This window comes from Streptomyces sp. AC555_RSS877, assembly GCF_019049245.1.
Lineage (GTDB): Bacteria > Actinomycetota > Actinomycetes > Streptomycetales > Streptomycetaceae > Streptomyces.
On sequence record NZ_JAGMUK010000024.1, the window covers coordinates 49,274 to 75,234 of the forward strand.

The 25,961-nt window shown below is 70.5% G+C and carries 25 protein-coding genes; 4 read left to right on the top strand and 21 right to left on the bottom strand.

The genetic code is table 11. From position 1 onward, the window contains the following. Positions 1–140 precede the first annotated feature (140 nt). Positions 141–938, top strand: a complete 798-nt coding sequence (locus KUM49_RS10710) for a tyrosine-protein phosphatase (protein WP_217236510.1) — start codon at positions 141–143, stop codon at positions 936–938. Positions 939–942: 4 nt separating this feature from the next. Here the strand turns inward: KUM49_RS10710 and KUM49_RS10715 are convergent, their stop codons facing one another. The 20 genes from KUM49_RS10715 to KUM49_RS10805 all read right to left on the bottom strand — a co-directional run bounded on the left by KUM49_RS10715 (position 943) and on the right by KUM49_RS10805 (position 22,096). Further along, a complete protein-coding gene (locus tag KUM49_RS10715) occupies positions 943–1,065 on the bottom strand; it encodes a DUF6126 family protein (protein WP_217236511.1) in 123 nt (40 codons plus the stop codon). Further along, on the bottom strand, positions 1,062–1,700 hold the full coding sequence (locus KUM49_RS10720) for a helix-turn-helix domain-containing protein (RefSeq protein WP_217236512.1): 639 nt from the start codon (positions 1,698–1,700) through the stop codon (positions 1,062–1,064). Before KUM49_RS10720 ends, KUM49_RS10715 begins: the two co-directional genes overlap by 4 nt. Before the next feature lie 74 nt (positions 1,701–1,774). Beyond that, a complete protein-coding gene (locus tag KUM49_RS10725; protein WP_217236513.1) occupies positions 1,775–3,193 on the bottom strand; it encodes an aspartate aminotransferase family protein in 1,419 nt (472 codons plus the stop codon). Next, entirely contained in the window at positions 3,190–5,109 is a 1,920-nt protein-coding gene (gene dxs, locus KUM49_RS10730; protein ID WP_217236514.1) for a 1-deoxy-D-xylulose-5-phosphate synthase, read from the bottom strand. The genes KUM49_RS10725 and dxs overlap by 4 nt, the downstream gene beginning before the upstream one ends. Before the next feature lie 27 nt (positions 5,110–5,136). Then, positions 5,137–6,294, bottom strand: a complete 1,158-nt coding sequence (gene ispG, locus KUM49_RS10735; RefSeq protein WP_217236515.1) for a flavodoxin-dependent (E)-4-hydroxy-3-methylbut-2-enyl-diphosphate synthase — start codon at positions 6,292–6,294, stop codon at positions 5,137–5,139. Between the two features lie 4 nt (positions 6,295–6,298). After that, positions 6,299–7,321 (bottom strand): adenosyl-hopene transferase HpnH, encoded by a 1,023-nt coding sequence (gene hpnH / locus KUM49_RS10740; protein ID WP_217236516.1) that lies wholly within the window; start codon positions 7,319–7,321, stop codon positions 6,299–6,301. A gap of 5 nt (positions 7,322–7,326) precedes the next feature. Beyond that, complete coding sequence (locus KUM49_RS10745; protein WP_217236517.1) at positions 7,327–7,974, bottom strand: 1-hydroxy-2-methyl-2-butenyl 4-diphosphate reductase; 648 nt, start codon at positions 7,972–7,974, stop codon at positions 7,327–7,329. Continuing rightward, positions 7,974–9,965, bottom strand: a complete 1,992-nt coding sequence (gene shc, locus KUM49_RS10750; RefSeq protein WP_217236518.1) for a squalene--hopene cyclase — start codon at positions 9,963–9,965, stop codon at positions 7,974–7,976. The genes KUM49_RS10745 and shc overlap by 1 nt, the downstream gene beginning before the upstream one ends. Positions 9,966–10,083: 118 nt before the next feature. Further along, a complete protein-coding gene (locus KUM49_RS10755; protein WP_217236620.1) occupies positions 10,084–11,148 on the bottom strand; it encodes a polyprenyl synthetase family protein in 1,065 nt (354 codons plus the stop codon). Positions 11,149–11,219: 71 nt separating this feature from the next. Beyond that, complete coding sequence (hpnE, locus tag KUM49_RS10760; RefSeq protein WP_217236519.1) at positions 11,220–12,647, bottom strand: hydroxysqualene dehydroxylase HpnE; 1,428 nt, start codon at positions 12,645–12,647, stop codon at positions 11,220–11,222. Further along, on the bottom strand, positions 12,644–12,784 hold the full coding sequence (locus KUM49_RS50650) for a DUF6380 family protein (protein ID WP_374200144.1): 141 nt from the start codon (positions 12,782–12,784) through the stop codon (positions 12,644–12,646). The genes hpnE and KUM49_RS50650 overlap by 4 nt, the downstream gene beginning before the upstream one ends. Next, complete coding sequence (hpnD, locus tag KUM49_RS10765) at positions 12,784–13,734, bottom strand: presqualene diphosphate synthase HpnD (RefSeq protein ID WP_217236520.1); 951 nt, start codon at positions 13,732–13,734, stop codon at positions 12,784–12,786. Before hpnD ends, KUM49_RS50650 begins: the two co-directional genes overlap by 1 nt. Then, a complete protein-coding gene (gene hpnC, locus KUM49_RS10770) occupies positions 13,731–14,618 on the bottom strand; it encodes a squalene synthase HpnC (protein ID WP_254401042.1) in 888 nt (295 codons plus the stop codon). Before hpnC ends, hpnD begins: the two co-directional genes overlap by 4 nt. A 402-nt stretch (positions 14,619–15,020) precedes the next feature. Beyond that, positions 15,021–15,800, bottom strand: a complete 780-nt coding sequence (locus tag KUM49_RS10775; RefSeq protein WP_217236522.1) for an ABC transporter ATP-binding protein — start codon at positions 15,798–15,800, stop codon at positions 15,021–15,023. Further along, the gene (locus KUM49_RS10780; RefSeq protein WP_217236523.1) at positions 15,793–16,722 is read right to left on the bottom strand and encodes an ABC transporter permease; all 930 of its coding nucleotides are present in this window, start codon (positions 16,720–16,722) and stop codon (positions 15,793–15,795) included. Before KUM49_RS10780 ends, KUM49_RS10775 begins: the two co-directional genes overlap by 8 nt. A 96-nt stretch (positions 16,723–16,818) precedes the next feature. Continuing rightward, positions 16,819–17,664, bottom strand: coding sequence for a glycosyltransferase family 2 protein (locus tag KUM49_RS10785; protein WP_217236621.1), 846 nt, complete (start codon positions 17,662–17,664; stop codon positions 16,819–16,821). Between the two features lie 44 nt (positions 17,665–17,708). Continuing rightward, positions 17,709–18,488, bottom strand: coding sequence for a CDP-alcohol phosphatidyltransferase family protein (locus KUM49_RS10790; RefSeq protein ID WP_217236524.1), 780 nt, complete (start codon positions 18,486–18,488; stop codon positions 17,709–17,711). Continuing rightward, entirely contained in the window at positions 18,466–19,527 is a 1,062-nt protein-coding gene (locus KUM49_RS10795; protein WP_217236525.1) for an iron-containing alcohol dehydrogenase family protein, read from the bottom strand. The genes KUM49_RS10790 and KUM49_RS10795 overlap by 23 nt, the downstream gene beginning before the upstream one ends. After that, positions 19,515–20,267, bottom strand: coding sequence for a sugar phosphate nucleotidyltransferase (locus KUM49_RS10800; RefSeq protein ID WP_217236526.1), 753 nt, complete (start codon positions 20,265–20,267; stop codon positions 19,515–19,517). The genes KUM49_RS10795 and KUM49_RS10800 overlap by 13 nt, the downstream gene beginning before the upstream one ends. Then, positions 20,264–22,096 carry a DUF5941 domain-containing protein gene (locus KUM49_RS10805; protein ID WP_217236527.1) on the bottom strand — a complete coding sequence of 611 codons (1,833 nt, stop codon included), beginning with the start codon at positions 22,094–22,096 and terminating at the stop codon, positions 20,264–20,266. The genes KUM49_RS10800 and KUM49_RS10805 overlap by 4 nt, the downstream gene beginning before the upstream one ends. A 288-nt stretch (positions 22,097–22,384) precedes the next feature. Here KUM49_RS10805 and galE point away from each other — a divergent pair, with 288 nt between their 5' ends. The 3 genes from galE to idi all read left to right on the top strand — a co-directional run bounded on the left by galE (position 22,385) and on the right by idi (position 25,216). Continuing rightward, positions 22,385–23,356: a UDP-glucose 4-epimerase GalE gene (galE, locus tag KUM49_RS10810; protein ID WP_217236528.1), complete on the top strand. Its 972-nt coding sequence runs from the start codon at positions 22,385–22,387 to the stop codon at positions 23,354–23,356. A 143-nt stretch (positions 23,357–23,499) separates the two neighbouring features. Further along, positions 23,500–24,435 (top strand): cation diffusion facilitator family transporter, encoded by a 936-nt coding sequence (locus tag KUM49_RS10815; RefSeq protein WP_217236529.1) that lies wholly within the window; start codon positions 23,500–23,502, stop codon positions 24,433–24,435. 187 nt (positions 24,436–24,622) lie between these two features. Continuing rightward, positions 24,623–25,216 (top strand): isopentenyl-diphosphate Delta-isomerase, encoded by a 594-nt coding sequence (gene idi / locus KUM49_RS10820; RefSeq protein ID WP_217236530.1) that lies wholly within the window; start codon positions 24,623–24,625, stop codon positions 25,214–25,216. Between the two features lie 6 nt (positions 25,217–25,222). Here idi and KUM49_RS10825 read toward each other — a convergent pair whose 3' ends face one another. Then, positions 25,223–25,732 carry an ATP-binding protein gene (locus KUM49_RS10825; protein ID WP_217236531.1) on the bottom strand — a complete coding sequence of 170 codons (510 nt, stop codon included), beginning with the start codon at positions 25,730–25,732 and terminating at the stop codon, positions 25,223–25,225. Positions 25,733–25,961: the final 229 nt, after the last annotated feature.

Below are 25,961 nucleotides of genomic sequence, written 5' to 3' on the forward strand. Positions count from 1 at the left end.
CAAGCAGCAACATCATCAAGGTCCGTGCGCCCTCGGTGCAACGCCTGTGGACAACTCATTGCCCCAGGAACCCATGTCGTATCGTCGAGTGGGTGCCCGTCGCCGAGCCGCGTCGGCGGGACGGAGTGGGAGGAGCTTTCGTGACGCAGCAGGTCCCGTCGACCGAACCGCAGCTGACCGCAGTGCGCAACTTCCGGGACGTGGGCGGGCTGCCGACGGTGGACGGACGGCGGGTCAGGCACGGCGTGCTGTTCCGCAGCGGTCACCTCGCGCACGCGACCGAGGAGGACTCCGCGTTCCTCGCATCCCTGGGGCTGCACACGATCTTCGACTTCCGCAATGCCGCGGACCAGAAGCTGGAGGGTCCCGACGTCGAGCTGGAGGGCGTGCGCAATGTGAACCTTCCGCTGAGCGACCCGGCGGACGGCGCGGAGTTCTGGAGGATGGTCCGCGACGGCGACCTGGACCAGCTGCGCGAGCTGCTGTCCGACGGCAGGGCCGCGAACCGGATGATCGCGTCGTACCGCATGATCATCAAGGAGCGCACCGGTGAGCACTCCCGGGTGCTGCGTTCGATCGCCGAGGACAGCGTCCCGGTGCTGATGCACTGCGCTGCGGGCAAGGACCGCGCCGGGCTGTCGATAGCGGTGACGCTGCTCGCCCTGGGTGTGGAGCGGGAGGCGATCGTCGAGGACTACCTGAAGTCGAACGCCAGGCACCGCCGCTACAAGGTGCGCCGCAGCAGCAACGCCGCCTCGGCCTACTCCCCCGAGGTCATGGAACTGCTCAGCCCTCTGTTCGACGCGCGTGCCGAGTATCTGGCGACGGCCTTCGACACCATCGAGGAGACGTGGGGCGGCGTCGAGCCATACCTGGAGCAGGGGCTCGGAGTCACGCCCGAGATCCGGGAGCGGCTGCGGGAGCGGCTGCTCGACTGACCGCTCACTGCTTGGCCCCCAGGGCGAACAGCAGGTAGATGAAGGCCGCGAACAGGTGCCCCACCGCCAGGTAGATGATCAGGCGCACCCACAGGGCGCGGGGGAACTTCTCCTCCATGTCGCTCATGGCATGTCTCCGATGACGGGGCCCAGGCACAGCGCGGCCGTGGGACTCTGCAGCAGGGTGTGGACGAACAGGAGCTCCACGCCGCCGCGGTCCTCGGCGACGATGCGGTGCGGGGTCAGCGAGTCGAAGTGCGCGCTGTCGCCCGCCGCGAGCAGGTGCGTGGTGTCACCGAGGCGCAGCCGCAGCCGCCCCTCGAGCACGTACAGCCACTCCTCGCCGGGGTGCACGCGCACGATGTCGCCCTGGGAGCCATAGGGCACGCGGACCCGCAGGGCCTGCATGCCGCGGCCGGGTGCGCCGGCCGGCCAGTAGGTCCAGCCGCCCGCCGCGGTCGGTTCCATGTCGGCGGCGCGTACGACGGCGTCCTGGTCGGCGACCGTCTCGCCGAGCAGTTCCGAGACCGTCGTACCGTAGATACGGGCGAGCCCCAGCAGCATCGGCAACGAGGGCTGGCGCTGCCCGGTCTCCAGGCGGGAGAGGTGGGCGGGCGACAGCCCGGCGGCGCGGGCCGCGGCCTCCAGGGTGAGGGAGGCCCGGCGGCGCAGGGCACGCAACTGCGGTGCCACCAGAGGGACCGCCTGGGCCGCGAGGCCGGGCGGCCCGGGTGCGGTGTGCTCGGACTCGGGAGAGCTCATGCGCTCCATTCAGCCGGAGCCTTGCCTCTGTGGCAAATTTCTTGCCTCAGAGGCAAAAGCTCCCGGAGCGCCCCTCACCGGTTGGCGACCGCCTGTTTGATCAGCGTCTTGCCGAAGTCCCACATCAGACCGCCACCACTGTGCGCGTCGTCCATCACGTCCGTGAAGGCGTCGACGAACCGGTCCACCTCCCGTTCGCCGATGACCAGCGGCGGGATCAGCTTGATCACCTCCAGGTGATCGCCGGACACCTGGGTGAGGATCCGGTGGCGCTGCAGCAGCGGCACCACCACCATCTGCGCGAACAGCCCCTTGCGGGCGGCCTGCAGCATGGCCCAACGGCTGCGCAGCTTCAGCGACTTGGGCCGGCCGAACTCGATGCCGATCATCAGGCCCCGGCCCCGGACGTCGGCAAGCAGCTCGTACTTGTCGACCAGTGCCGTCAGCCGGGACTTCAGCTGCTCCCCCGTCGCCCGGGCGTTCGCCACGACCTGTTCGTTCTCCATGACGGAGAGCACGGCGAGCCCCGCCGCCATGGCCTGCGCGTTGGAGCCGAAGCTCGCCGAGTGCACCAGCACCCGGTCCATCGACGAGTAGACCTTCTTGAAGATCCAGTCCTTCCCGAGGGTGGCGCCGACCGGCACATAGCCGCCGGAGAGCGCCTTGGCCACGCACACCAGATCAGGTTCGACGCCGTCCTCGTGCTGGTAGGCGTAGAAGTCACCGGTCCGGCCGAGGCCGGTCTGCACCTCGTCCAGGATCAGCAGCGCCTTGTGCCGGTGCAGCAGCTCCTGGGCGGCGCGGAGGTAGCCGGGCGGGGCCTCGTGCACGCCCTTGCCCTGGATCGGCTCGACGACGAGGGCGGCCACGTCGCCCTTCTTCAACTCCCTGGCCAGGGCGTCGAGATCGCCGAGCGGGAGGGCCGTGTCGGGCAGCAGCGGGGCGAAGCCGTCCCGGAACCCGTCCTCGCCGTTGACGGACAGGGCCCCGGTGGTCAGGCCGTGGAAGGCGTGGTCGCAGTACAGGATCCGTGGCTTGCCGGTGGCGTAGCGGGCGAACTTCAGGGCGCCCTCGACCGCCTCCGTACCGCTGTTGCCGAAGAACACCCGGTCCAGGTGCGGACTGTGCGCGAGCAGCTTCTCGGCCAGCAGCCCGGGCAGCGGCTGGCAGTCGAAGCGGGTGAGGTCGGCGAGCTGGGCGTCGAGCACGTCGTGCAGCGCCTTGCGGACGACGGGGTGATGGCGCCCCAGGCCCATCACCCCGAACCCGGCGAGCATGTCGAGGTAGTCGTTGCCGTCCGCGTCCCAGAAGTACGGGCCCTCGGCGCGCTCGTAGACCTTGTCGAAGCCGATGGTGTGCAGCATGCGCGGGAGCTGGTGGTTCAGGTACTTGCCGTGCAGCTCGTAGCGCTCGGCCCCGCGCTCGGCCAGCAGCGCGCCGAGGTCGAACTCCCCGGCCTGCGAGGAGGGCGACGCGGGTTTGGCGGTTGTCATTCCTGTTTCTCCTTGGACAACTCTTCCTGGACGGCCGGGCTCGCTTCCTTGACGGCCAGGCTCGCGCCGATCCGTCCGGCGACCTCGACGGGCGTGAGACCGATGTCGGCGAGCACCTCGCCCCGTTTGGCGTGCGCGAGGAACTGTTCCGGGATGCCGAACCGCCGCACCGGGACGTCGACGTCGGCGTCCCCGAGGGCGAGCGCCACCGCGGCGCCGACCCCGGAGGCCCGGCTGTTGTCCTCGACGACGGCGACCAGCCGGTGCCGGGCGGCGAGGCCCGGGAGCGCCGGGTCGACGGGCTTGACCCAACGCGGGTCGACGACCGTGCAGTCGATGCCGCGGGCTTCCAGCAGCTCCGCGGCCTGCAGGCAGACGGGCGCCATGACACCGACGGCCACGAGGAGCACTTCGGGGGTCTGCGAGCCGCGGTGCAGGACGTCCAGCCCGCCCACCCGGTCGACCGCCGGGACGGACGGCCCCACCGACTCCTTGGGAAAGCGCACCAGCGTCGGCGCGTCGTCCACCGCGACCGCCTCCCTGAGCTGCGCCCGCAGCTGGTCGGCGTCGCGCGGCGCGGCGATCCTGAGGCCAGGGACGACCTGGAGGATCGACATGTCCCACATGCCGTTGTGGGAGGCGCCGTCGACACCGGTGACGCCGGCCCGGTCCAGCACGAACGTGACGCCGCACCGGTGCAGGGCGACATCCATGAGGAGCTGGTCGAAGGCGCGGTTCAGGAACGTCGCGTAGACGGCGACGACCGGATGCAGCCCGCCCGTGGCCAGGCCGGCCGCGGACACGGCGGCATGCTGCTCGGCGATGCCGACGTCCCACACCCGGTCCGGGAAACGGGCCGCGAACTTGCCGAGCCCCACCGGGTGCAGCATCGCCGCGGTGATGGCCACGACGTCGTCGCGCTCCTCGCCGATCCGCACGATCTCGTCCCCGAACACCGAGGTCCACGACGGCCCGCCCGAGGGAGCGAGCGGCTCGCAGGTGAGCGGGTCCATCACACCGACGGTGTGGAAGTGGTCCTCCTCGTGGGCGAGGGCGGGTTCGTAGCCACGCCCTTTCTCGGTCAGGCAGTGGATCAGTACCGGCCCGTGGAAGCGTTTCGCACGCCTGAGCGCCGACTCGACGGCCTTGAGGTCGTGCCCGTCGATCGGGCCGACGTACTTGAGACCCAGGTCCTCGAACATGCCCTGCGGTGCGAAGGCGTCCTTGAAGCCCTTCTTGGCGCCGTGCAACGACTCGTAGACCGTGCTGCCGACCAGCGGGGTCCGCAGCAGTACGTCCTTCCCCCAGGCCAGCACCTTCTCGTAACCGTCGGTCGTGCGCAGGGTGGCCAGGTGGTTGGCGAGGCCGCCGATGGTGGGCGCGTACGACCGCTCGTTGTCGTTGACGACGATGATCAGCGGCCGGTCCTTGGCGGCCGCGATGTTGTTGAGCGCCTCCCAGGCCATGCCGCCGGTCAGCGCGCCGTCGCCGATCACCGCGACGACATGCCCCTTCTCGCCCTGCACCTGGCGGGCCTTGGCGAGCCCGTCGGCCCAGCCGAGCGCGGTGGAGGCGTGGCTGTTCTCGATGACGTCGTGCTCGGACTCCTCGCGCGACGGGTAGCCGGACAGACCGCCCTTGCTGCGCAGCTTGGAGAAGTCCTGACGCCCGGTCAGGAGTTTGTGTACGTAGCTCTGGTGGCCGGTGTCCCACAGGATGCGGTCGACCGGAGACTCGAAGACCCGGTGGAGGGCGATGGAGAGTTCCACCACCCCCAGATTGGGTCCGAGGTGTCCGCCGGTCCTGGCGACCGCGTGCACCAGGAACTCACGTATCTCTTCGGACAGTTCGCCGAGTTCCGCCTCGGACAGCGCCTTCAGGTCGCGTGGTCCCCGGATGTTCTCCAGAATCGTCACGTCGGGCCCCCTATCGGTCCGTGCTGTTCAGCTCACGGTGACGGCCGGCTCCCCCGCCGCGACGCCGTCCTGCTCCATCTGTTCGGCGATCTTCATCGCCTCTTCGATCAAGGTCTCCACGATCTTCGACTCGGGGACGGTCTTGATGACCTCGCCCTTCACGAAGATCTGCCCCTTGCCGTTCCCGGAGGCGACGCCCAGATCGGCCTCCCGTGCCTCTCCCGGGCCGTTCACCACGCATCCCATGACGGCGACCCGCAGCGGCACCTGCATGCCCTCCAGGCCCGCGGTGACCTCGTCGGCCAGCTTGTAGACGTCGACCTGCGCGCGCCCGCAGGACGGGCACGACACGATCTCCAGCCGGCGCTGTTTCAGGTTCAGCGACTCCAGGATCTGGAGGCCGACCTTGACCTCCTCGGCGGGCGGCGCCGACAGCGACACCCGGATGGTGTCGCCGATGCCCTGGCTGAGCAGTGCCCCGAAGGCCACGGCCGACTTGATGGTCCCCTGGAAGGCGGGACCGGCCTCCGTGACACCCAGGTGCAGCGGGTAGTCGCACTGCTCGGCGAGCAGCCGATAGGCGTTGACCATCACCACGGGGTCGTTGTGCTTGACGGAGATCTTGATGTCCCTCAAGCCGTGCTCCTCGAAGAGCGAGGCCTCCCACAGGGCGGACTCCACCAACGCCTCGGGCGTGGCCTTGCCGTACTTCCGCAGCAGCCGCCGGTCCAGCGAACCCGCGTTGACCCCGATCCGGATCGGGGTGCCGTGATCCCTCGCGGCCCGCGCGATCTCCTTCACCTTGTCGTCGAACTGCTTGATGTTGCCGGGATTGACGCGTACGGCCGCACAGCCGGCCTCGATCGCGGCGAACACGTACTTCGGCTGGAAGTGGATGTCCGCGATCACCGGGATCTGCGACTTGCGGGCGATGGTCGCAAGCGCGTCCGCGTCGTCCTGCGTGGGACAGGCGACCCGGACGATCTGACAGCCGGCCGCGGTGAGTTCCGCGATCTGCTGCAGGGTGGCGCCGATGTCGGACGTACGGGTCGTCGTCATCGACTGCACCGACACCGGGGCCCCGCCCCCGACCGCCACCGGCCCGACCTGGATCTGCCGCGACACGCGCCGCTCGGCGATCGGCCGGACCGGTACCTCGGGAACGCCCAAGGAGACGGCGGTCATGCCCTCAGTCCCGGTTTCCGGAGACCGTCTCGCGCATGGCGCGCAGCGACTCCTTGAGGGAACCCATGGTGGCGAGGACGGCGGTGGGCTCGTAGCCGCAGTGCGCCATGCAGTTGGCGCAGCGCGGGTCCTTGCCGCGGCCGTACTTGTCCCAGTCGGTCTCCTCGATGAGTTCGCGGTACGTCGGGACGTACCCGTCGCTCATCAGGTAGCACGGGCGCTGCCAGCCGAAGAGCGAGTAGTTCGGGATCGCCCAGGCCGTGCACGGGAAGTCGACCTTGCCCTCCAGGAAGTCCAGGAAGAGCGGGGAGTGGTTGAGACGCCAGCGGCGCCGGTTGCCGCCCGAGAAGGCCTTCTTGAACAGCTCCCGGGTCTGCTCGACGCCCAGGAAGTGCTCCTGGTCGGGGGCCTTCTCGTAGGCGTAGGCGGGCGAGATCATCATCTCGTCGACGTGGAGGTCGTCGTTGAGGAAGTTGAGCACCTCGATGATGGTCTGCGGGGTGTCCGTGTTGAAGAAGGTCGAGTTGGTGGTGACCCTGAAGCCGCGCTTCTTGGCCTCCTTGATCGCCTCCACGGCCTCGTCGAACACCCCCTCCTTCGCCACCGACGCGTCGTGGCGCTCCCGCAGCCCGTCGATGTGCACGGCGAAGGCGAAGTAGGGAGAGGGCTTGAACTTGTCCATCTTCTTGCGCAGCAGCATGGCGTTGGTGCAGAGGAAGACGTACTTCTTCTTCGCCACCAACTGGCGCACGATCTCGTCGATCTGAGGGTGCATCAGCGGCTCACCGCCGGCGATGGAGACCATCGGCGCACCGGACTCCAGTACCGCCCCGACGGCCTGGGCCACCGGCATGCGCTGCTTGAGCACCCCGGCGGGGTGCTGGATCTTGCCACAGCCCTCGCATGCCAGATTGCACGCGAAGAGGGGTTCCAGCTCCACGATCAGCGGGAACTTGTCCCGCTTACGGAGCTTTTGTTCGGCCAAGTATGTAGCGACCTTGATGGACTGACGCAGCGGCATGGCCATCTGGCTCACCTCCTGGGGAGCAGCAAGGAACGGTGCCATTCGTAGAAAGCAGGAAGAACGGAACGAAGAACGCGGAAGGCTGATATTCCACCGCGCACCGTGCCGATCCGGACGAGTTCATGTTCTGGAGCGTCCACCACCACCCGGACGGCCGCAACAGGGCGCTCGCCCGCGCGGACGGCGCTCAGGAGCGTGGCCGCGGACTCCATGTCGACCGCGATCGCGCCGGTCGCGAGCAGATCCGACCGTTCCTCACCACGCACGACGTGATCGGAGCCGGTGAGCGGCCCGGTGTGGACGGTGCGTCCGGGCAGCGTCCGTACGAGTTCCTTGACGAGCAGCTCCGTCCCGACGCACGTGACGGTGCCGCGGGGGTCCCGGGTCTCCTCGGCGACGACCAGGTCGCCGGGGTGCATGCCGGGGGCCAGCCCGGCACAGAAACCCGTGGCCACTACGGCGGCCTCGCCGAGCGCCGGGTCGGCCAGCACCCGGGTCACGGAGCGCTCGGCCGCGGCCGGACCCATGCCCGTGCGCAGGACGGTGACCGGCCCGCCGGCGCCGCCGCGGTCGCCGCTGCGCAGCGCCAGGTGCTCGATGCCGAGCGCGCAGGCGACCAGGAGCGGGGCCGGGGCCGGAGCGGACTGGGTGGCCATCAGCCCCCCTTGACCCCGGAGAACGGCTCTCCGTGGACGTACCGGCCGAGTGCGGTGAGCGGGAACACCTGCCGGTAGAGGTGGTAGTTGATGGAGAAGTCCCAGGGGAAGCCGGTGCCGGTGAAGTACGGCTCGTCCCAGGAACCGTCCTCGCGCTGCGTGCTCGCCAGCCATTCGACGCCCCGCTCGACGGACTTGGCGTCCTTCTCCCCCGCCGCCAGCAGGGCCATCAGCGCCCACGCCGTCTGCGAGGCGGTGGAGGCGCCCCGCCCGCTCCACTCCTTGGCGTACTTGTAGGAGCGCAGGTCCTCGCCCCAGCCGCCATCGTCGTTCTGCACGGACTCCAGCCAGCTGACCGCGCGTCGCATCGCCGGGTGCGAGGCGGGGATTCCGGCGGCGGCCAGGGCGGGTACGACGGACCCCGTGCCGTAGACGTAGTTGACGCCCCAGCGCCCGAACCAGGAGCCGTCCGGTTCCTGTTCGGCGAGCAGCCACTCGATGCCGCGGCGGGTGCGCGGGTCGTGCGAGAGCCCTTCGACGGCCAGCATCTCCACGACGTGCGCGGTGACGTCGGCCGACGGCGGGTCGATGACCTCGCCGAAGTCGCAGAACGGCAGCCGGTTGGGGAACGGGCTGGTGTTGTCGACGTCGAAGGCGCCCCACGCGCCGTTCTTCGACTGCATCCCGAGGTTCCAGCGCACCCCGCGCCCGATGGCGTTCTCCACCCGCTGCGGGTCGTGGTGTCTGACGCGGCGCAGTGCGAGGACGACCTCGGCGGTGTCGTCGATGTCGGGGTAGTTGTCGTTGTGGAACTCGAACGCCCAGCCACCGGGCTGCAGTCGGGGTCGCTTGACGGCCCAGTCGCCGGGCCGCACGATCTCCTCGCCGAGCATCCAGTCCGCCGCCTTGACGAGCTGCGGATGGTCGGCGGGCACCCCGGCGTCGGCGAGCGCGATGGTCGCCAGGCAGGTGTCCCAGACCGGCGACTGGCAGGCCTCGATCATCCGGGAGCCGTCCTCGCGCCAGATGGCGAAACGGTCCAGCGACTCGAGTCCCGCCCGCATCACGGGGTGTTCGAGGTCGTAGCCGAGCAGGTGCAGGGCGATGACCGAGTACACGGCCGGCGGCTGGATGCCGCCCCAGCAGCCGTCGTTCTCCTGCCGCTCGATGATCCAGCGGGCGGCGCTGTTCATCGCGGCCCTGCGCAGTCGGCGCGGCGCGACCTTGCGCAGGGCGTGCAGTGCCCTGTCGAGGCGCTGGAAGGCACCGTCCCAACTCGCGACCGGAGCGAAGGGCTTGGCCGGGTTGGGGTTCGCCGGGTCGGCGTGCAGCTCGTCGAGCGGGAAGGGCGCGGGGCGGACCGGCCGCTTCGCGGAGACGATCGTCAGCGGGACGATGGTCTGCCGGGCCCAGCACCCGAAGTCGTAGATGTTGAGCGGCAGCCAGGTGGGGAAGTAGATCAGTTCCGGCGGGAGTTCGGGCAGGTCCTCCCACTTCCACCAGCCGAACAGGGCCAGCCAGATCCGGGTGAAGACCCGGGCGGAGGCGATACCGCCCCGGGCACGGATCCAGGCGGACGCCTTCGCCATGTGCGGCGCGTCCGGCGCGTCCCCGGCCATGCGCAGGGCGACGTACGCCTCGATGGTGGTGGAGAGTTCGCCCGGCCCGCCGTAGAAGGAGGCCCAGGTGCCGTCCTCGCGCTGCTCGCCTCGGATGAAGAGGGCGGCTGCGTGGGTGGTGGACTCGTCGCGGATGCCGAGGAACTGACGCAGCAGCAGATCCTCGGCGTCCATCGTGACGTTGGTCTCGAGGTCGCCCTTCCACCAGCCCTCGGAGTCCTGCCGTGACAGCAGGAAGTCGGTGGCGCGTTGCACGGCGCGTACGGCGGCGTCGTGCACCCCGGCCGCAACGGGGGTGTTGATGTCGGTTTCGCTGGCCGCGGCAGCGCGGGGCGGCAGGGCCCCGGTGCTTCCGTCGGTCGTCGCTGTCATGGCTTCCCCTTCGTGCAGTGTGCATACGGTGCGTCTGCTGTGGGTCCGCCGTCGGCCGGTGCTCGTGATCCCGCGACACCGGCCGGCGACTACGCGAGGGCTATTCGACCGATAGTGATCATCTCTTTCGTACGACGACGAAGTCGGCGAGTGCCGTGAACTGCGCCCGCACCCCGTCGGGCATGTCGACGGCATCGAGGGCTTCGATGGCGATGGTGTGCTGACGTCGTGCTTCCTCGGCGGTCCACTCGCGGCCGCCCGCCTTCTCGATGAGGGCGGCGCGGGCCGCGAACTCCTTCTCCGAGAAGTTCTCGAAGTCGCTGCTCTTGGCGTCGGCGGCGAGCAGCTCGCCGAGCCGCTCGGAGGCGCCACCGCCCGCCGCGAGCGCCGCGACGACCGGCAGGGACTTCTTGCGCTGGCGCAGGTCGCTCCAGGTCTGCTTGCCGGTGGCGACCGGGTCGCCCCAGATGCCGAGCAGGTCGTCGACGGCCTGGAACGCGAGGCCCAGGTGGTAGCCGTACTTCTCCAGGGTGTCGGCGGTGCGGTCGTCCGCGCCGCCGAGCACCGCGCCGATGGAGCTGGCGCAGGCGAGCAGGGCGCCGGTCTTGTTGCCCTCCATCTCCAGGCACTCCTCGACGCTGACGCGGTCGCGGTGCTCGTAGGAGATGTCCTGCGCCTGACCGTCGATCAGGGCTCGGGTGGCGGTGGTCAGACGGCGGGTCGCCCGTCCGGCCTCCACCGTGCCGAGCTCCAGAAGGACCTCGTTGGCCAGGGCGAACAGGGCGTCGCCGACCAGGATCGCCTGGGCGGGGCCGTGCACCTTCCAGACGGTGTCGCGGTGCCGGCGCTGCTCGTCGCCGTCCATCAGGTCGTCGTGCAGCAGCGAGAAGTTGTGGACCAGCTCCACGGCCACGGCACCGGGGATGCCGACCTCGGGCGAGGCGCCGGTGACCTCCGCGGAGAGGACCGCGAGGGCGGGACGTACGGCCTTGCCGCCGTCCCCGTCCGCGGGGTTGCCCTCGGCGTCGATCCAGCCGAAGTGGTAGGCGGCGACCGTGTCCATGGGAGGTGCCAGGCGGTCGACGGCCGCCCGCAGTACCGGCGTGGCAAGGGTCCGGCCGCGCTCCAGGAGCGCGGTCACGTCCACCGCGGTCCTCCGAGCGGCCGTCGAGGCCGGGGGCACAGTGGGCACAGTCTCTCCTCTTGTTGCGGTACCGAAGGTGCGGGGGCCGGCCGTGCCGTGCTGATCGAGCATCAGGCCGCCTCCTCGAACTCGAAGAGCTGACGGGGGCGGGGCCGGCCCAGGGCGTCGAGCGCGGCGTCCGCCGCGCTCACACCACTGCGGACCGCACTCTCCATGGTCGCGGGCCACCCGGTGGAGGTCCACGCTCCGGCCAGGTACAGGCCGGGGGCTTGGGTGCGGGCGCCGGGCCGCAGCCGTCCGACGCCGGGAGTGGGAGCGAACGTCGCCGTGCGTTCCCTGGTCACGAAGAAGTCCCGCACCTCGGCCCCGCGCGCGCGGGGCAGCAGCCGCTCCAGCTCGGGCAGGTAGCGCTCGCGCAGCGCGGCGACGGGTTCGTCGATCTCGTCGTGCGCGGCCGACTGGGACAGGGCGAGGTACTGGCCCCGTTGGAGTCCGGATGCCTCGGTCCGGTCGAACACCCACTGCACCGGGCTGCCCAGGGCCGCGAAGAACGGCCTGCCGAGCACCTTCCGGTCGTAGACGACATGGACGTTGAGGATCGGCGCGGTGCCGATCTCCAGCAGCCGCTCCGGCGCGTCGAGCGCCCCCACGGGCAGCAGGTCGTGGGTCTCGCGCTGCGGTACGGCGAGGACGACCGCGTCCGCCCGGAGCGTCTCGCCGGGAACCTGAACGCTCCAGGTGCCGTTTTCGTCAGTAGAGATGGAGGTGACGCGTGTACGGATCTCGGTACGCACGCCCGCAGAGTCGAGCGCCTTGCGGGCCAGCCGGTCATGCAGTTCACCCAGCGGGACGTGCGCCCATCCGATGTCGGCCGCGCCCGGGTCGGACAGCAGACCGGTCTTGAACACCATCGCGGCGAGCCCCAGCGAGGCGTCGCCCGCGACCGCGTTGAGGGTGGCGACCCCGACCAGGTCCCACAGGGCCTCGACGGCACGCGCCGACTGACCGTGCGCGGTCAGCCAGCTGCCGAAGTCCTGCGTGTCCAGGTTCGGATCGGCTAGGTCGAGCCCCTTGAGCGCGAGCGCGGCACGCCCCACCCTGGCCCGCTCGGCGAGCGAGAGGTGTGGGTACGTGGCGAGGCTGCGCCCCAGATGCAGGGGCACCGGCAGCGCGTCGCGCCGCAGCCTGCCCAGCCGCCGGCCCTCGGGCCGCGCCAGGTCGAGTACGGGCACGTCGAGACGGTCCTGCAGCGGAGCCAGCGCCGCGCCCTCGATGCGGTCGAGGAACCACCGGTAGGCGGTGCAGCAGCGCAGGTACACGTGCTGCCCGTTGTCGACGGTCAGTCCGTCGCGCTGGAAGGAGAAGGCGAGCCCGCCCAGCCGTGGCCGGCCTTCGAGCAAGGTCACCCGGACTCCGGCGTCGGCGAGAGCGAGCGCGGCGGTGATGCCGGCGAGCCCTCCGCCGATCACCACGGCGTCCCGCCCCGGCCGTCCCGACCCGCCCGCGAGCGACCCGCCGGACTGCGTACCGTCCGTCATCGTGCACCCTCCCCCGAGCGCCCGCCGGGCGAGGTGATCCGTGCGCGGCAGGCCGTCGCAGTCAGGGACGCGGTGCGCGACCGGAGGGTTGCGTGCCACTTTTCTCCGACGGCATCACCTTGGACCGAATTGCCCATCAGGTGCGCCTCCTGACGGCCCGCCGGGTCACATGCCGGGCGTCCAGGCCGGACAGGCCCCGCACGGCGACGTACGCCTTCTCCCGCCCGGGCAGCGAGACCCGGCCGCGCAGCACGGCCTCCGGGTCGCGCTCGATGCGGTCGAGGAGGCGGCGGTAGATGCCGGCCATGGCGGCGACACAGGCGCCGCTGCGCCGGTCGAGCATGGGGAGCAGCCGGTAGCCCTCGGCGAAAAGGGCGCGGGCCCGACGCACTTCGAAGTGCACGAGGCCCGCGAAGTCGGCGCCCTCCGGTGGTTTCGGCCCCTTGAAGCCGGCCGAGCAGCCGAACTTGGCGAGGTCGTCGGCGGGCAGATAGGTGCGCCCGCCCTCGGCGTCCTCACGGACGTCTCTGAGGATGTTGGTGAGCTGGAGCGCGAGCCCGAGCGTGTCGGCGTACTCCGGCGCGCGCTCGGCGCCGCGCGCCCCCGGTTCCGTACCGAACACGCCGAGGGAGAGCCGCCCGATGGCGCCCGCCACACAGCGGCAGTACACCTTCAGGTCGTCCCAGGTCTCGTAGGTCTCGCCGCGTACGTCCATCAGGACGCCGTCGATGAGTTCGTCCAGGCCGCCGAGCGGGATCGGGAAGGTCTCGGCGGCGTGGGCGAGGGCGACGGCGACCGGGTCGGTGTCGTCCTCGGAGACCGAGCCGTGGCGCACCCGGGCCAGCATCGCCCGGGTGTCCTCGAGTCTCTCGCTCTTGACGTCGCCGGCCAGCGCGCCGTCGCCGATGTCGTCGACGCGCCGGGAGAAGGCGTAGAGCGCCGACATCGCGCGGCGCTTGGGCGTCGGCAGCAGTCTGATGCCGTACGCGAAGTTACGGGCCTGCTGTCCGGTGACGGCCTCGCAGTAGCTGTAGGCGGCGAGTACCGGTGCGGGCACGTCCTGTTCCGACTCCACGGTCCGGATCACCCCTTTCCTCGCAGAGTCACGCCCACCTGACGCAGCAACTGGATCTTGCCGGGCTTGGGCGGGCCGGGAAGTACGTCGTATTCGGCGGCGGCGATCGCGCCGATCGCCGCCCTTCCTCCTGCCACGAACCCTGCGAGCAGCAGCCTCAACCTGCCGTGGACGCTACCCACCAGGGGGGCGCCTTCATTCAGGAGATCGCGGGCGCGTTGCGCTTCGTATGCAACCAGGGCACGCACCGATGCGCTCCCCGACGTCGTGGCGAGGTCCGCTTCCTGGACGTGAAAACGCTTCATGTCCGCGGCGGGCAGGTAGATGCGGTCGCGGCCGAGGTCCTCGGCGACGTCCTGGAGGTGTTCGACGATCTGCAGGGCCGTGCAGATCGCGTCGGAAAGCCGGACCCGCTCGGGGGTCGAGGTGCCGGTGACGGCGAGGACGAGACGGCCTACGGGGTTGGCGGACAGCTCGCAGTAGGCGAGCAGGTCGTCGTAGGTCTCGTAGCGCGTGACCAGCTGGTCCTGCCGGTTGGCGGCGATCAGGCCGAGGAAGGGCTCGGGGCTCAGTGCGCGGCGGCGGACGGTCGGCTGGAGGCGGCGCAGCAGCGGATGGCGCGGGGTCGAGTCGAAGACCCTGCGGAGGTCCGCCTCGAAGGCGTCCAGCAGAAGCAGCCGGTCCTCGGCGTCCTCGGGCGACACGCCGAGCAGGCGGGCGTCGGCCCCGCCGGGGGCCAGGTCGCCGTCGCCGATGTCGTCGACGAGGCGGGCGAAGCCGTAGACGGCCATGAGGTCGTCGCGCCAGGCCCTGGGCAGGAAGAAGGGAGCCACCGGGAAGTTCTCCGCCGCCGCCTTGTCGAGCGTGCCGCGCTCCGTCTCGCCGGGGCGCGGCATGCCGCTGCCCGTCACCGCTGACTGCCCGCGGCGGGGACGGCACACGCTGCGTGGAGCTGGGGAGTTTCCGTAGCCATTGCCGTCACATCTCCCGTTCTACACCGCCGACCCAATGCACACTATTTCGGACACGCCGCTCGGCCTTCCGTGCAGCCGCCCCGCTGGAGGGTGTCGCGCTTTATCGCCCTACTTGCCGCGATTCGGGACCGGTCCAGCTTACGTTGTACAACGCTCCAAGGATCTCCGGGGTGTCCTGCGCATCACAACAACACACCGATTGGGGTCAAGATTCCTAAGCGGGGCCGAAGTTGACGCTTCCTTTGCAGACGCGGAGCCCCGCCGGAGCAGTTCCGGCGGGGCCCTGGGAAGCGGGGTGGGCTCTTTCGCCCACGTCCTTGTGGACTACTTGCCCGTGAACTTCTCGTACTCCTTGAGGACCTCGTCCGTCGGACCGTCCATGCGCAGCTCGCCCCGTTCCAGCCACAGGACACGGTTGCAGGTGTCACGGATCGACTTGTTGTTGTGACTGACGAGAAACACGGTGCCGGCCTCCTTGCGCAGTTCCCGGATGCGCTCCTCGGAGCGCTTCTGGAACTTGCGGTCGCCGGTGGCCAGGGCCTCGTCGATCATCAGGACGTCGTGGTCCTTGGCAGCGGCGATGGAGAACCGCAGCCGGGCCGCCATGCCGGAGGAGTAGGTACGCATCGGGAGAGTGATGAAGTCGCCCTTCTCGTTGATGCCGGAGAAGTCGACGATCTCCTGGTAGCGCTCCTTGATCTGCTCGCGCGTCATCCCCATGGCGAGGCCGCCCAGTATGACGTTCCGCTCGCCCGTGAGGTCGTTCATGAGGGCCGCGTTGACGCCGAGCAGGGAGGGCTGGCCGTCGGTGTAGACCTTGCCCTGCTCGGCGGGCAGCAGGCCCGCGATGGCACGCAAGAGGGTCGACTTGCCGGAGCCGTTGGAGCCGATCAGACCGATGGCCTCGCCGCGGTAGGCGACGAAGGAGACGCCCTTGACGGCGTGCACCTTGCGCACACCGCGCTCCTCGCCACGCTTGAGTATGCGGCTGAGCGCGGCGGTGGCGCTGCCCTTGCCGGTCTTGGCGCCGTTGACGCGGTAGACGATGTGCAGCTCGTCCGCGATGACGGTGGGGATGTGCCCGTCGTTCCTGTCCTCAGCCACGGCCGTACCTCTCCTCCGCCTTCCAGAAGTACACGAAACCGCCGAGGGCGAGGAGCACGGCCCAGCCGCCCGCCGCGGCCCACACGTGATCGGGCAGGTTCTCGCTGCCGTAGGGGTCCATCAGCGCGAAGCGCATCAGGTCCATGTAGATGGCCGCCGGGTTCCACTGCAGGACCGTCGCGATCCAGGCCGGCTTGTCCGCCAGCATGATCGGGATGGAGAACATCACGCCGGACGCGTACATCCACGTACGCATCACGAACGGCATGAGCTGGGCCAGGTCCGGGGTCTTGGCTCCCGCCCGGGCCATGATCAGCGCGAGGCCGGTGTTGAAGAGGAACTGCAGGACGAGGACCGGCGCGATCAGCAGCCAGGACAGGTCGGGATAGTGGCCGAAGCCGATCACCACGGCGAACAGCACGATCATCGAGGCCAGCAGCTGCTGGAGCTGCTGGAACGCGAAGGACACCGGCAGCGAGGCACGTGGGAAGTGCAGCGCGCGGACCAGGCCGAGGTTGCCGGAGATCGCCCGGACACCCGCCATGACCGAGCTCTGCGTGAAGGTGAACACGAACACGCCCGTGACCAGGAAGGGGATGTACACCTCCTTCGGCATGCCGCGGCTGGCGTTCAGGATGACGCCGAAGATGAAGAAGTACACGGCCGCGTTCAGCAGCGGGGTGGCCACCTGCCACAGCTGCCCGAGCTTGGCCTGGCTGTACTGAGCGGTCAGCTTCGCCCGCGAGAAGGCGATGATGAAGTGACGCCGGTCCCAGAGCTGGCGGACGTACTCGACGAGGGAGGGCCGGGCGCCGCTCACGGTCAGACCGTACTTCTCGGCGAGCCGTGCCGCCGTCAGGCCCTCGTCGGGCGGTACGGGCGCGCTCACCGCGACCGTGCCGTCGTGCGTTGTCTCACTCACTAGTGGAAACTTTCGTCTTCGGGATGCGCAGCCTGTGCGGGCATGGCGTGAGCCCGGAACCTCGGTACGGCCCCGGTGCTCTCAGGAACGAGCTTGTCAGATGACAGGGGGCCGGCCCAGCCGAGTCAGCCGCCACACCGTACGCCACTTCATGGGCCGGCGCGGGCCGCAGGGCGTGGTCCAGCCTTCCCGGAATCCGCCGAGCCACGCCTTCAGGGCGGGGCGCGAAGGGCGGCGCACCAGGGTGAGCAGCAGCCAGACACCGAGGTAGACGGGTATCAGGGGCCTGGGCAGGTTGCGGCGGGCGAGCCAGACACGGTTGCGGGCGACCATGCGGTGGTAGACCGCGTGCCGCGAGGGCGCGGTCGTGGGGTGGTACAGCACCATGTCGGACCGGTAGTCGATCATCCAGCCCGCGTCGAGGGCCCGCCATGCCAGGTCGGTTTCCTCGTGGGCGTAGAAGAATGCGTCAGGCAGGCCGCCGACGTCCGCGAAGACCTGCGTGCGGACGGCGTTGGCGCCGCCGAGGAAGGTGGTGACCCGAGAGGAGCGCATCGGGTCGGCGGCGCGCAGGCGCGGGACGTGGCGGCGCTGGGTGGTCCCGGTGCCCGGGTCCGCGATGCGGAAGCTGATGATGCCGAGTTCGGGGTCGGCCTCGAAGGCCTGACGGCACAGCTCGGCGGTGTCGTGGCCGGCGAGGAGGCCGTCGTCGTCGAGGAACAGCAGGAGGTCGACGTCGCGGCCGCCGGGACCGAAGGCCTCGATGCCGACGTTGCGACCGCCCGGTATGCCGAGGTTCTCCGGCAGTTCGATGGTGCGGACGCCCTCGGGGACGTCCGGGACGGGCGAGCCGTTGCCGACGACGACCACCTCGACCTTGTCGCCGTCCTGCTTGGCGACCGAGTCGAGCAGGGCGCGCAGCTCGTCGGGGCGGTTGCCCATCGTGATGATGACCGCGCCGACCTTGAGGGCGGAAGCCGCGGCGCTCACTTCAGCCTGCTCGACGCGAGGATGGACACGAGGTGCAGCAGGGTCTGCAGGAGGGCGATGCCGGCCAGCACCGCGACGCCGAGACGGGAGAAGAACAGGTCGTCCCGCACCGTGTCCAGGATCGCCAGGACCAGGATGAGCAGGGATGCCTCGATCCCGAGCACCAGGCGGTGGAACTTCAGTGCCGCGGCGGCCCTGCGGGCCAGCGCCATGCCGGACGAGCGCGGCTCGGACGCCGCCTCCTTGACGGGCGGCAGCCCGCCCTGGTGGCGGGCGACGCCGACGAGGTCGGTCTCGGCCTTGATCAGGATCGCGCCGAGGGCGGCGAGCGTGCCGAGGAAGGCCCACAGCCAGTCGATCCGCCCGGAGCCCCACAGGTCGGCGGCGCGCAGGCCGAAGCCGACGAGCACCGCCGCGTCGGTCAGATAGGCGCCGACCCGGTCCAGGTAGACCCCGCCGAGCGAGTACTGCTTCTTCCAGCGCGCGATCTCGCCGTCGACGCAGTCCAGCAGCAGGTACATCTGGACGCACACCACACCGAGCACGGCGCCCGGGATCCCCGGCACCAGGAGTGCCGGGGCCGCCAGGACACCGAAGACGGTCATCAGGTACGTGAGCTGGTTGGGCGTGACCCTGGTGTTGACCAGGTAGCGGTCGACCCGCAGGGACACCTCACGCATGTAGAGGCGCCCCATCCAGTGCTCACCGCTGCGCCGGTCCTTCACCCCCGGGGGGTGAACGACCGGTCGGAGTTCAGCTACCGATGGCCTTGACATAGTCGGCGTAGATGTCCTTGATCTGTTCGGTCTTGAGGTCGAGGTGTTCGAGGATCGTGTATCGGCTGGGCCGGGTCTCCGGGGCGAACTCCACGACCCGGACGAACTCGGCCACCGTGAAGCCGATCTCCTCCGGCAGCACAGGCAGCCCGTGACGGCGCAGTACCTCGGCCATGTAGGCGGACTCCTCGTGGGCTCCGCGCAGGTACATCGCGAAGGCCGCGCCCAGTCCGCACTGCTCGCCGTGGGCGGCCGCCCGCTTGGGGAACAGCAGGTCGAAGGCGTGGTTGATCTCGTGGCACGCCCCGGAGGAGGGGCGGGAGTCGCCGGACACCGACATCGCGATGCCGCTGAGGACCAGCGCCTCGGCGAGCACCTGGAGGAAGTCGTTGTCCCCGATGCCGCCGGGGTGCCGCAGCACGGCCTCACCGGCCTGCCGGGCCATGGCCGCGGCGAGGCCGTCGATCTTCTCGCCCTTGACGCGGTTGGCGAGTTCCCAGTCGGCGATCGCGGAGATGTTGGAGATCGCGTCGCCGATGCCGGCGCGCACGAAACGCACCGGAGCCTCGCGGATGACGTCGAGGTCGATGACGACCGCGATCGGGTTCGGGACGCCGTAGGAGCCGCGGCCCGCGTCGTTGTCGAGCGTGGCGACCGGCGAGCACAGGCCGTCGTGCGCGAGGTTCGTCGGTACGGCGACCAGCGGCAGGCCGACGCGTGCCGCGGCGAACTTGGCGCAGTCGATGATCTTGCCGCCGCCGAGGCCCACGACGGCGTCGAAGTGGCCGGCCTTTATGTCGCTGGCCAGCCGGACCGCGTCGTCGAGGGTGCCGCCGCCGACCTCGTACCAGGTGGCACCGGGCAGCGAGGGGGTGATGCGCTCACGGAGCCTGGCGCCGGAGCCGCCGCTGACGGCGACGGCGAGCTTGCCGGAGTGCGAGATGCGTTCGTCGGCGAGCACGCAGCCCAGGTCGTCGAGGGCACCGGGGCGGATGTCGACGACGAGCGGGGAAGGGATGAGCCGGGTCAGTACTGGCACGCGATCTCCCGTCCACGGGCGAGATCGTCGTGGTTGTCGATCTCCACCCACTTGACGTCGCCGATCGGCGCCACGTCGATACGGAAGCCGCGGTTCACGAGTTCCTGGTAGCCGTGCTCGTAGAACTGCTGCGGGTCGGTCTCCCAGACCGTCTTCAGCGCGTCGGCCAGCTCCGGGGCGGCGTCGCCCTCGATGAGCGTGACGCCGATGTACTCGCCGGTGGCCTCGGAGGGGTCCATCAGCTTGGTGATCTTCGTCATGCCCTTGGCTGGGTCGACGACGACCTTCATCTCCTCGTCGGCCAGGGACTTCACCGTGTCGAGGGCGAGGATGATCTTCTTGCCGTCGCCGCGGGCGGCGAGCAGCGTCTTCTCGACGGAGACCGGGTGGACGGTGTCGCCGTTGGCGAGGATCACGCCGTCCTTGAGGGCGTCACGACCGCACCACAGGGAGTAGGCGTTGTTCCACTCCTCGGCCTTGTCGTTGTCGATGAGGGTGAGCTTGAGGCCGTACTTCTGCTCCAGGGCCGCCTTGCGCTCGTACACGGCTTCCTTGCGGTAGCCGACGATGATCGCGACCTCGGTCAGACCGATCTCGGCGAAGTTGGCGAGGGTCAGGTCCAGCACCGTGGGTTCGCCCTCTATGCCCGCGGGCCCCACCGGCACCAGCGCCTTGGGAAGGCTGTCGGTGTAGGGGCGCAGACGCCGTCCGGCGCCGGCCGCCAGCACGAGGCCGATCATGCGGGTTCTCCTTCATCGTGTACGGCGGGCGCGCCACCCTGGTGGGCGGTCACCCAGAAGCGGATGCTCTCGACGAGCACCACCAGGGCCACGGCCACGGCGAGGACCGTGAGCGCGACCGTGAACTGCGAGGCGGAGAGCACCGCGGCCAGGACGGTGACGAGCAGCGTCCGCCCTTCGTGCCCCCCGATGGCGCGCACCAGCCAGGCCGGAGGCGCTCCGGCGTTGCCGCGGATGCGGTACACCGTGTCGTAGTGATGGTAGGCGACCGCCGCCACCAGGCCGAAAGCCGCAGGAAGGGCCCCGTTCACGTCCGCCTTGGCCGCCAGGACGAGGACGGTGCCGTATTCGGCGGCGCGGAAGAGCGGGGGGACGAGCCAGTCCAGGGCGCCCTTGAGGGGGCGGTACAGCGCCTGACCCGCAGCGACCGTGTAGACGACGGCACCTGCGACGGGCGCCCAGGTCACCCCGGAGAAGAGGGCCACGGCGAGGACGGCCGTCCCCGCGAGCGCCACCAGCAGCGGGGCGCCGAGGCGGGCACGGGTGGCGCGCGCCACGAGTGCGGCGAGCGGCCCGTTGTCCGCGAGGTCCGCCAGCGCCTGCGCCGCCCGGTCCGTCCGCTTGGCCTTCCGGGTCAGCGACCGCAGTACGCGGCCCGCCGTCGTGTAGGTCGCCGCGAAGGCGCAGCCGATGAGCAGAGCGTAGAAGGTGATGCGCGGGGTGGTCGCCGCCGTGAGGACGGCGATCATCGCCCAGCGCTCGCCGATCGGCAGGACGATCATCCGCCGTATCCACACCGTCCAGCCGACGCTGTCGAGCTTGTCGGAGAGCGCGGCGGTGGGGCTGGTGTTGGCGGTGGCGTCGTGGTTGGCCTCGTTGAAGGAGAAGTCCACGACATGCCGGCAGGTCTGCAGGACCATCGCGCCGAGGGCGAGCGCCCATACGTCGTCACCGCCGCGGGCGGCTCCGAGGGCCAGGCCCGCGTAGTAGGCGTACTCCTTGGCCCGGTCGAAGGTGGCGTCCAGCCAGGCGCCCAGCGTCGAGTACTGCAGGGAGTAGCGGGCGAGCTGTCCGTCCGTGCAGTCCAGCACGAAGGAGAAGATCAGCAGGATGCCGGCGGCGATGAAGCCGCCGCGCGTGCCGGTGGCCGCGCAGCCCGCCGCGATCAGCGCGGTGATCAGGGAGGCGGTGGTGACCTGGTTCGGGGTCAGGCCCCGGCGGGCGCACCAGCGGGCGAGGTAGCGGGAGTACGGGCTGATGAAGTAGGTGGTGAAGAAGCCGTCGCGGGCCTTGACGGCCGACTTCAGGCGTACGGCCTCGTCGTCGACGGCGGCGACGGCCTGCCGTGCCTCGTTGCTGGCCTGCGGGTCGGCGGGGACCGCGGCGACCAGACTGCCGAGCTCGGGGCGGTGCACGTCGGTGCCGTCGGCGGTCAGGGAGGTGACGATGCGGTCGGCGAGGCTGTCGACGTCCCCCACGCTCGACTTCGCCCGCGGCGGGGCACCTGCTCCGGCCGTACCGCTGCCCGCGGAGTTCTCGCGGGCCACCGCCCGGGTCAGGGCCTGACGGCCGGCCGGCTGGGCGGTCACCGCGCCCGGCACCGCGGCGATCGGGAAGCGGGGATCGGTGAGGCCGAGGCGCAGCGCGTGGACGTGGCCCACGAACCGGGCGTCGACCATGGCGACCCGCCGGTCGGCCGGCACCTGGGCGAGGAGTGCCTCGGCGTCGGTGGCGTCGGAGGCGACCCGGACCTCGAAGCCGAGGGACCGCAGATCGCCCTCGATCGACGATCCGGGGACCGGTTGACCGGTGAGGATGGCGGTCGACAACCGAACTCACTCCCTGAGTGCCGACGCGTGGGCGTCGGGCATGTGCATGGTGGGGGCGCCCCTTGGCGTGGCGTGGCTGCACCAGTCGGGCGGCGTGTCGGCAGAGGCTATCGGATCCCCGGAAGGCCGCGTTCACCGCCCGTTCACGGGCAGATCAACACCGTCTCCGGCGGCCTTCGCCGCGATCATCATCGGTGATTGCGGGCCCCGCCCACAAACTTGCGCCCACAGACCGGGCATCCGGGACATTGCACCCGGCGCCGGGGCGGCGGCATAGGGTGGGCGACCATGACATGGCTGATCACCGGCGGTGCCGGGTACATCGGGGCACATGTGGCGCGGGCCATGACCGACGCCGGCGAGCGCGTCCTCGTACTGGACGACCTCTCGGCCGGCGTGCCCGCACGGCTCCCCGCGGACGTCCCGCTCGTCCGCGGCTCGGCGCGGGACGCGGACCTGCTGAAGCGGGTGTGCGCCGAACACGGGGTGACGGGCGTGGTGCATCTCGCGGCCCGCAAGCAGGTCGCCCAGTCCGTGGCGCAGCCGACGCGCTACTACCAGGAGAACGTGGGCGGTCTCGCCACGCTCCTGGAGGCGGCCGCCGAGGCCGGCGTCGAACGCTTCCTCTTCTCCTCGTCGGCCGCCGTCTACGGCAACCCGGACGTGGCCCTGATCACGGAGGACACTCCGTGCGCCCCGGTGAACCCGTACGGCGAGACCAAGCTCGCCGGGGAGTGGCTGGTGCGGGCCGCGGGCCGGGCACACGGGATCTCGACCGTGTGCCTGCGCTACTTCAACGTCGCCGGGGCGGCCGCGCCGGAGCTGGCGGACACCGGCGTCTTCAACATCGTCCCCATGGTCTTCGACCGGCTCACCCGTGACGAGGCCCCGCGGATCTTCGGCGACGACTATCCGACGCCGGACGGCACCTGTGTCCGTGACTACATCCATGTCGCGGATCTCGCCGAGGCCCACCTCGCGGCGGCCCGGCGGCTCACCGAGAACGCCACTGCCGGTGACCTGACCGTCAACATCGGTCGCGGTGAGGGCGTCTCCGTACGGGAACTGATCACGGTCATCGGTGAGGTGAGCGGCGACCGCCGGCCGGCGCTCGTCGAGGCCCGGCGCCCCGGGGACGCGCCCCGCGCGGTCGCCTCGGCCGCGCGGGCCGCCGAGGAGCTGGGCTGGACGGCCCGGCGCGGGGTGCGCGAGATGGTCGAGTCGGCGTGGCGGGGGTGGCTGCGGCACCACGGCGGGTGAGCCGCAAGGGATCGCCGAAGCTCTGACCTGCGGATCGTTTCTGCAGGTCAGAGCACATGACAACGGTGTTCAGTGCCGCGTTGCCCCATACCCCCCGCCCGTAGTTCACTGTGCTCCCGGGCGGAATACAGGAGGCGCTTTTCATGGGGGCTGGGCACGATCACGGGCATACGCACGGCCCGCCGGCGGGTACGGCGACCGCCGCGTACCGCGGGAGGCTGCGGGTCGCGCTGTCCATCACGCTCGGCGTCATGGTGGTCGAGATCATCGGGGGCGTGGTCGCCGACTCGCTGGCGCTGGTCGCCGACGCGGCGCACATGGCGACCGACGCGCTGGGCCTGGGCATGGCGCTCCTCGCGATCCACTTCGGGAGCCTCCCGCCCAGCGACCGGCGCACCTTCGGGCTGGCCCGCGCCGAGATCCTCGCCGCCCTCGCCAACTGTCTTCTGCTGCTGGGGGTCGGCGGATACGTCCTGTACGAGGCGATCCAGCGGTTCGTCACGCCCGTCGGCACCGAGGGCGGATTGACCATCGTGTTCGGCTCGATCGGTCTGGTCGCGAACATGGTGTCGCTGTCGCTGCTGATGCGCGGCCAGAAGGACAGCCTGAACGTGCGCGGCGCCTTCCTTGAGGTGGCCGCGGACGCACTCGGCTCGGTCGCGGTGCTGATCTCGGCGGCGGTGATCCTGACCACCGGCTGGCAGCCCGCCGACCCGATCGCCTCGCTCGTCATCGGCCTGATGATCGTGCCGCGCACCTGGAAGCTGCTGCGCGAGACCCTCGACGTACTGCTGGAGGCGGCGCCCAAGGACGTCGACATCGCGGACGTGCGGGCCCACATACTGGCACTGGACGGCGTCGAGGACGTCCACGACCTGCACGCCTGGACCATCACGTCCGGCATGCCGGTCCTGTCCGCGCACGTGGTCGTGCGCTCCGACGTCCTGAACGCGATCGGCCACGAGAAGATGCTCCACGAACTCCAGGGCTGCCTCGGCGACCACTTCGACGTGGAGCACTGCACCTTCCAGCTGGAGCCGGTCGGGCACGCAGAGCACGAGGCGCGGCTGTGCCACTGAGACACGGGTTCGGACACCGAGACCCGGGTTCGGACGGAACGCATCGGTCCGGTGGACGGCCGCGTCCTCATGCTCACAGCCCCGCCCCGGACGGTTCCCCGGCCGCCGCGCCGGGCACGATCAACTGCCGGGAGTGCCGGTTTCGTACGGCACACTTGGGGCGCGAAGACCAATGCGAAGGATGGGTATGCCGATCACACCTGCCACCGCGACGCACAGTTCGTCGAACGGCACCGCGGACGGGATCTTGCTGGAACTGGTCGACGAGAACGGTGTGACGATCGGCACCGCGGAGAAGCTCGCCGCCCACCAGCCGCCGGGGCAGCTGCACCGCGCCTTCTCGGTGTTCCTCTTCGACGAGCAGGGCCGGCTGCTGCTCCAGCAGCGGGCGCTGGGCAAGTACCACTCCCCCGGCGTCTGGTCCAACACCTGCTGCGGCCACCCCTACCCCGGTGAGGCACCCTTCGCGGCGGCGGCCCGGCGGACGTTCGAGGAGCTCGGTGTCTCCCCGTCACTGCTCGGCGAGGCGGGCACGGTCCGCTACAACCATCCCGACCCGGACTCGGGTCTGGTCGAGCAGGAGTACAACCACCTCTTCGTCGGCCTGGTGCAGTCCCCGCTGCGGCCGGACCCCGAGGAGGTCGGCGCGACGGCCTTCGTGACGCCCGCCGAACTGGCGGAGCGGCATGCGAAGGACACCTTCTCCTCCTGGTTCATGACCGTCCTGGACGCGGCCCGCCCCGCGGTCGGCGAGCTGACGGGCCCGTCCGCCGGCTGGTGAGCGGTCCTACTCGACCCGCGCGGACTTGAGCGGCAGGGCGGCCCAGATCACCTTGCCGCCGCTCGCCGTGTGCTCGACGTCGCACACCCCGCCCGCCTCCCTGGTGACCTCGCGCACCAGGAGGAGACCGCGGCCGCCGGTCTGGCCGTGGTCGGCCTCCAGGGCGGTCGGCCGGTAGGGGTGGTTGTCCTCCACGGACACCCGCACCCAGTCCGCGCCGACCGCGATCTCCACGGCGAGCGTCGGCGAGAGGAGCGCCGCGTGCCGCACCGCGTTGGTGACCAGCTCCGAGACGATCAGCAGCAGCCCCTGCGCCAGCTCGTCCGAGACCGGCACTCCCTGGCGGTGCAGCAGGTCACGCACCGCGTGCCGCGCCTGCGGGACCGAGGCGTCGACGGCGGGAGCGGTGAACCGCCACACGCCCTCGTACGGCAACGGTTCCGGCGGCCCCGGCTCGGGGGGCTCGTCCGTGCCGCCTGCTGGGCGTGGGGCGGACCCGCACCCATCGTCTTCCATCGTCCGGTCGCCACCCTTGCGCTCGATTGTCACCACATCTCGAGTGTTGGCAACGAGCCGCTCCACCCCTGAGGACTGAACAGAAGTCAGCGAGTATCGAGCAGATCTGACTTTTGGCGTATGACAGGGTCAGTTGTGGGACCACTCTTGTCCCCTTCTCGCCGACTTCGCGAACTATTCGGGTTGTACGGGTTTGAGGGCGTCCTTATCCGATTGATCCCGCCTGTCG

Excerpts from the sequence above, each read along its gene's own strand:
- KUM49_RS10800 (WP_217236526.1), bottom strand. The coding sequence starts at position 20,267 with ATGATCGGCCTCGTGCTGGCGGCCGGCGCCGGACGGCGTCTGCGCCCC.
- KUM49_RS10825 (WP_217236531.1), bottom strand. The coding sequence starts at position 25,732 with ATGGAAGACGATGGGTGCGGGTCCGCCCCACGCCCAGCAGGCGGCACG.
- KUM49_RS10815 (WP_217236529.1), top strand. The coding sequence starts at position 23,500 with ATGGGGGCTGGGCACGATCACGGGCATACGCACGGCCCGCCGGCGGGT.
- hpnE (WP_217236519.1), bottom strand. The coding sequence starts at position 12,647 with ATGACGGACGGTACGCAGTCCGGCGGGTCGCTCGCGGGCGGGTCGGGA.
- KUM49_RS10785 (WP_217236621.1), bottom strand. The coding sequence starts at position 17,664 with ATGGGCAACCGCCCCGACGAGCTGCGCGCCCTGCTCGACTCGGTCGCC.
- shc (WP_217236518.1), bottom strand. The coding sequence starts at position 9,965 with ATGACAGCGACGACCGACGGAAGCACCGGGGCCCTGCCGCCCCGCGCT.
- ispG (WP_217236515.1), bottom strand. The coding sequence starts at position 6,294 with ATGACCGCCGTCTCCTTGGGCGTTCCCGAGGTACCGGTCCGGCCGATC.
- KUM49_RS10725 (WP_217236513.1), bottom strand. The coding sequence starts at position 3,193 with ATGACAACCGCCAAACCCGCGTCGCCCTCCTCGCAGGCCGGGGAGTTC.
- KUM49_RS10745 (WP_217236517.1), bottom strand. The coding sequence starts at position 7,974 with ATGGCCACCCAGTCCGCTCCGGCCCCGGCCCCGCTCCTGGTCGCCTGC.
- KUM49_RS50650 (WP_374200144.1), bottom strand. The coding sequence starts at position 12,784 with ATGGGCAATTCGGTCCAAGGTGATGCCGTCGGAGAAAAGTGGCACGCA.
- hpnH (WP_217236516.1), bottom strand. The coding sequence starts at position 7,321 with ATGGCCATGCCGCTGCGTCAGTCCATCAAGGTCGCTACATACTTGGCC.
- idi (WP_217236530.1), top strand. The coding sequence starts at position 24,623 with ATGCCGATCACACCTGCCACCGCGACGCACAGTTCGTCGAACGGCACC.
- hpnC (WP_254401042.1), bottom strand. The coding sequence starts at position 14,618 with ATGCCGCGCCCCGGCGAGACGGAGCGCGGCACGCTCGACAAGGCGGCG.
- KUM49_RS10715 (WP_217236511.1), bottom strand. The coding sequence starts at position 1,065 with ATGAGCGACATGGAGGAGAAGTTCCCCCGCGCCCTGTGGGTGCGCCTG.
- KUM49_RS10790 (WP_217236524.1), bottom strand. The coding sequence starts at position 18,488 with ATGTCAAGGCCATCGGTAGCTGAACTCCGACCGGTCGTTCACCCCCCG.
- KUM49_RS10720 (WP_217236512.1), bottom strand. The coding sequence starts at position 1,700 with ATGAGCTCTCCCGAGTCCGAGCACACCGCACCCGGGCCGCCCGGCCTC.
- galE (WP_217236528.1), top strand. The coding sequence starts at position 22,385 with ATGACATGGCTGATCACCGGCGGTGCCGGGTACATCGGGGCACATGTG.